Annotated in this window: 1 protein-coding gene; it reads left to right on the plus strand. The window is 67.7% G+C overall.

Going from position 1 to position 6166, the window contains the following annotated elements; all coding sequences use genetic code 11:
- Window positions 1–6166: non-ribosomal peptide synthetase (locus QH196_RS06590; RefSeq protein ID WP_280414858.1), on the plus strand; the 6166-nt coding region annotated here is incomplete at both ends.

A 6166-nucleotide genomic window follows, 5' to 3' on the forward strand; every position in this document is an offset into this window, starting at 1 on the left:
CGTGTATGTGCTCGATTCGCGGTTGCGGCCGGTACCCGAGGGTGTGACGGGTGAGTTGTATCTGGCCGGTGATCAGCTGGCTCGCGGCTATGTGACGCGTCCGGATCTGAGTTCTGATCGTTTCGTGGCGAGTCCATTCGACTCGGGTGCGCGGATGTATCGCACGGGTGACTTGGTGCGCTGGCAGCGCGTCGAGGGTGAACCGGTGCTGGAGTACCTGGGTCGCACGGATTTCCAGGTGAAGTTCCGTGGTCAGCGCATCGAGCTCGGTGAGATCGAGTCGGCGTTCCTGGCCCAGCCGCAGGTCAGTCAGGCCGCGGTGACGGTTTCCGCTTCCCAGTTGGGTGAGCAGTTGGTTGCGTATGTTGTGCCGGCCCCGGGGCAGGAGATCGTGCAGACGATCCTGCTGGATGCTGTGCGTGAGGTGTTGCCGACCTACATGGTTCCGGCTGCGGTGGTCGTACTCGATGCGTTCCCGTTGAATACGTCCGGCAAGCTGGATCGTAAGGCGTTGCCGGAACCCGAGTTCGAGACGCGGGAGTTCCGGGCGCCGTCGACTCCGATCGAGGAGATCGTGGCGGGTGTGTTCGCCGATGTCCTCGGTGTCGACCGTATCGGCGCGGATGACGACTTCTTCGCGCTGGGCGGTAACTCGCTGATCGCGACCCAGGTCGCCGCCCGGGCCGGGCAGGCGCTGGACGCGCAGGTCCCGGTCCGGCTGCTGTTCGAGGCCTCGACGGTGACCTCGCTGGCCGCCCGTATCGAGGAACAGGCCGGGTCCGGCGGACGCACCGCATTGGTCCCGCAGCAGCGGTCGAGCACGACGTTGCCCTCGGGCGAGGTCGTGGCATCGGCGCCGTTGTCGTCGGCGCAGCAGCGGATGTGGTTCCTCAACCGTTTCGATCAGCAGTCGGTGGCGTACAACCTGCCGATGGCGATCCGGTTGACCGGTGAGCTGGATGTGGCTGCGCTGCGCGCGGCGGTCGGCGATCTGGTGCGCCGGCACGAGGTGCTGCGCACGGTGTACCCGGAGACCGAATCCGGGCCGGTGCAGGTGGTGCTACCGGCCGGTGACGCCGGGCCGGGTCTGCAGGTGCGGTCGGTACCGGCCGCCGAGGTCATCGGCGCGGTATCGGAGCTGGCCTCGACCGGTTTCGATGTGACGGCCGAGGTGCCGCTGCGGGTGGCGTTGTTCCGGGTGGACGGACCGGCCGATCCAGCCGGCACCGAAACAGGTGTCGTGCACGGGGAGTTCGTCTTGGCGATGGTGGTGCACCATATCGCCAGTGACGGTTCCTCGGTGGGGCCGCTGACACGGGATCTGATGATCGCCTACGCGGCGCGCGCCGCCGGGGAGGCGCCCGGCTGGGCGCCGTTGCCGGTGCAGTACGCCGACTACAGCATCTGGCAGCGGACGCTGCTCGGCGACGAATCCGACCCGGAATCGCTGGCGGCGAAGCAGCTCGGGTACTGGGAGTCGGCGCTGGCCGGGATCCCGGACCAGCTGGATCTGCCGATGGACCGGCCGCGGCCGGCGGCGCAGTCGTTCGCCGGTGGCCGGGTGGAGATACGCCTGGATCCCGAACTCCATGCCGGTCTGCTGCGGGTGGCGCAGGAGCAGGGCGCCACATTGTTCATGGTTGTGCATTCCGCGCTGGCGGTCCTGCTGTCGCGGCTGTCCGGCGCCGACGACATCACCATCGGTACGCCGATCGCCGGCCGCGGTGAACAAGCCCTGGACGATCTGATCGGTATGTTCGTGAACACGCTGGTGTTCCGTACCCAGCTCGATCGCGGCGAAGCGTTCACCGAACTGCTGGCCCGGCAGCGTGAAATCGATATCGCCGCCTACGCGCATGCGGATGTGCCGTTCGAGCGTCTGGTGGAGGTGCTGAACCCGGTTCGCTCGACCGCGCGGCATCCGCTGTTCCAGGTGGGGCTCACCTTCCAGAACATGGGCCCGGCCGGTCTGACCCTGCCGGGGCTGACGGTATCGGCCGTGGACTTCGATACCGAGATGTCGCAGTTCGACCTGAACCTCATCGTCGGCGATTCCTATGACGAAACCGGCGAACCCCTGGGGTTGGACGGGTATCTGAACTACGCCACCGCACTGTTCGATCACGCCACGGTCGAGGGATTCGCCGACCGGCTGACCCGGCTGCTGCGCGGTATCGTCGCGGATCCGGCCGTGCCGGTCGGTGACCTCGAGATTCTCGCCACGGCCGAACGCACACGGGTGCTCGAGCAGTGGAACGCCACCGGATACCCCTTCACTCCGCGGCTGCTGCTGGAAGGCTTCGAGCGCGCGGCCGCCGCTTTCCCGGATCGGGTGGCGGTGACGTACGAGGGGACGAGCCTGACCTACAGCGAGTTCTCCGGCCGGGTGAACCGGTTGGCGCGGTTGCTCATTGCGCAGGGCGTCGGTGCGGAATCCCTCGTCGGGTTGCTGGTATCGCGGTCGCTGGACCTGGTGGTCGGCATGTACGCCGTGGTGGCCGCCGGCGGTGCCTACGTGCCGCTGGATCCCGCGCATCCGGCCGAACGGATCGGCTACATCCTCGATACCGCGCAACCGGTCTGCCTGCTGTCGACCACTGCCGATGCGCGAGCCGTCCGCGGCGACGCGGGCACGGCCGGTGGCGCCGGTACGGACGAGATCGCCGGTGTACCGGTGCTCGCCTTGGACACTCTCGATACCAGCGGTTTCGCCGCCGCGCCGGTCACCGATGCGGACCGGCATGCGCCGATGCGTCCGTCGAATACCGCGTATGTGCTCTTCACATCGGGGTCGACGGGCCGGCCGAAGGGAGTGGCGGTACCGCATTCGGCGATCGCCAACCAGGTCGCGTGGATGCTGTCGCAGTACCCGATGGGTCCCGCGGACGTATATCTGCAGAAGACCGCGACCACGTTCGATGTCTCGCTGTGGGGTTACTTCCTCCCGTTGGCCGCGGGCGCGCATCTGGTGGTCGCGACCCCGGACGGGCACCGCGACCCCGAGTATCTGGCGCAGGTCATCGCCGAGCAACAGGTCACGATCACCGATTTCGTGCCGTCGATGCTGGCGGTGTTCGCCGCGCATACCGCGCCGGGGTCGATCCCGAGCTTGCGGCATCTTTTCGCGGTGGGGGAGGCGTTGCCGCCGGAAACCGTCACCGCGATGCACGCCGTCTCCGACGCCACCGTGCACAACCTCTACGGCCCGACCGAGGCCGCGGTCTCGATCACCTACTGGCAGGCCACCGGCGCCGAGACCGGCAGTGTGCCGATCGGTGTGCCGGAGTGGAACTCGCAGGTGTACGTGCTGGATTCGCGGTTGCGGCCGGTGCCCGAGGGGGTCACCGGCGAACTGTATCTGGCCGGTGACCAGCTCGCCCGTGGATACGTGACCCGCCCGGACCTGAGTTCGGATCGATTCGTGGCGAGCCCGTTCGACACCGGCCGGCGGATGTACCGCACGGGCGACCTGGTGCGGTGGCAGCGGATCGACGGTGAGCCCGCCCTGGAGTACCTGGGCCGCACCGATTTCCAGGTGAAGTTCCGCGGTCAGCGCATCGAACTCGGCGAGATCGAATCCGCGTTCCTCGCACAGCCGCAGGTCAGCCAGGTGGTGGTGACCGTCGCCGCCTCGCAGCTCGGTGAGCAGCTGGCGGCGTATATCGTCCCCGCACCAGGGCAGCAGATCGAATCGGCCACCCTGCTGGACGTGGTACGCGAGGTCCTGCCGGCCTATATGGTTCCCGCGGCTGTCGTCGAACTCGACGCGTTCCCGCTCAATACCTCCGGCAAGCTGGACCGCAAGGCGCTGCCGGAACCGACCTTCGAGACGCGGGAATTCCGTGCCCCGTCGACCCCGATCGAGGAGATCGTCGCCGGCGTCTTCGCCGATGTACTGCATGTGGAACGCGTGGGCGCGGATGACGATTTCTTCGCCCTCGGCGGTAACTCGCTGATCGCGACCCAGGTGGCCGCACGCCTCGGCGCGGCGCTGGACACCACGGTCGCGGTCCGCCTGCTGTTCGAAACGTCCACCGTCACGGCCTTGGCCGCCCGGATCCAGGAACAGACCGGATCCGGTGGCCGCCCGGCGCTCGTGCCGCAGCCGCGTCCGAGCCGGGAACTGCTGTCGGGCGAGATCGTGGCTGCCGCCCCGCTGTCCTTGGCGCAGCAGCGGATGTGGTTCCTCAACCGCTTCGACGGGGCGTCGGCCGCGTACAACATTCCGCTGGCGATCCGCTTGTCCGGCGAGCTCGATGTGCCCGCTCTGCGGGCGGCTGTCACGGATCTCGTAGCGCGGCACGAAGTGCTGCGGACGGTGTACCCGGTAACCGGATCCGGCCCGGTGCAGGTGGTGCTGCCGGTGGGGCAGGCTGCCCCGGGGCTCGAGGTGCGGTCGGTGGCCGCCGATGAGGTCGTTGCGGCCGTTTCGGAATTGGCGGCGACCGGTTTCGATGTGACGGCCGAGGTGCCGTTGCGGGTGGCGCTGCTGCAGGTGGCCGGCGCGACCGGTACCCCCGACGAGTTCGTCCTGGTGCTGGTGGTGCACCATATCGCGACAGACGGTTCCTCGATCGCACCGCTGACCCGCGATGTGATGACCGCCTACGCGGCGCGGTCCGCGGGGGAGGCGCCGGGCTGGTCGTCGCTGCCGGTGCAGTACGCCGATTTCAGTATCTGGCAACGGGATCTGCTGGGCGACGAATCCGACCCGGAATCGCTGGCGGCCGAGCAGCTCGGGTACTGGGAGTCGGCGCTCGCCGGGATCCCGGAGCAGCTGGATCTGCCGATGGACCGGCCGCGTCCGGCGGTCCAGTCGTTCACCGGTGGACGCGTGCCGGTCCAGATCGATGCCGAGATCCATACCGGTCTGCAGCAGTTGGCGCAGCAGCAGGGCGCGACCCTGTTCATGGTGGCGCATACCGCGTTCGCGGTACTGCTGTCGCGACTGTCCGGTGTCGACGACATCACCATCGGCACACCCGTCGCCGGGCGTGGTGACCAGGCGCTCGACGATCTGATCGGTATGTTCGTCAACACCTTGGTATTCCGGACCCGCTTCGACCGCGAGGAAACCTTCACCGATCTCCTGGCACGGCAGCGGCAGGTGGATATCGCGGCATTCGCCAACGCGGACGTGCCGTTCGAACGCCTGGTGGAGGTGCTGAATCCGGCACGTTCGCAGGCGCGGCATCCGCTGTTCCAGATCGGATTCACCTTCCAGAACCTCGGCCGCACCAGTCTGGAACTTCCCGGGCTGACGGTCTCCGGTGTCGATATCGATACCGAGATCTCCCAGTTCGACCTGAATCTCATCCTCGGTGACGCCTACGACGAAACCGGTGCACCCCAAGGCGTTTCGGGTTACATCACGTATGCGACGGCCTTGTTCGACCGCGCCACAGTGCAAGGTTTCGTCGACCGGTTCATCCGGTTGCTGGGTGAGATCGTCGCGGATGCCGCGGTGCCGGTGGGGGATCTCGAAATCCTCGCCCCTGCCGAGCGCGGCCGCGTCCTGACGGAGTGGAACGCCACCGAACACGCGGTACCCGAGCGGTTGCTGCTGGACGGGTTCGAGCGGGCGGTTGCCGCGCACCCGGATCGACCGGCGGTGTCGTTCGCGGGCGCCGAACTGACCTACGCCGAGTTCTCCGCTCGCGTGAACCGTTTGGCCCGGTATCTGATCACGCAAGGTGTCGGTCCTGAGTCGCTGGTCGGGTTGTTGGCGTCGCGGTCGCTGGACTTGGTTGTGGGCATGTATGCGGTGGTCGCTGCTGGTGGTGCGTATGTGCCGTTGGATCCGTCGCATCCGGCTGAGCGGATCGGGTACATCCTCGATACCGCGGCACCGGTGTGCCTGCTGTCCACGACAGCCGATGCGCAGGCTGTCGGCGTCGGCCCGGCAGCCGGTGCGGGCAGCTCCGGTGTCGGTGGTGACAGCGCTGTCGCCGGTGACAGTGTGGGTGTGCTGGCGGGTGTGCCGGTGCTGGCGCTGGACACTCTCGATACCAGTGGCTTCGCGGCTGCGCCGGTGACGGATGCGGATCGGCTTGCGCCGGTTCGGCCGTCGAACACTGCCTATGTCATCTTCACCTCGGGTTCGACGGGTCGGCCGAAGGGTGTGGCGGTGCCGCATTCGGCGATTGCGAATCAGGTCGCGTGGATG

Origin of the sequence: Nocardia carnea, assembly GCF_029868325.1 — a bacterium.
Classification (GTDB): domain Bacteria; phylum Actinomycetota; class Actinomycetes; order Mycobacteriales; family Mycobacteriaceae; genus Nocardia; species Nocardia carnea_C.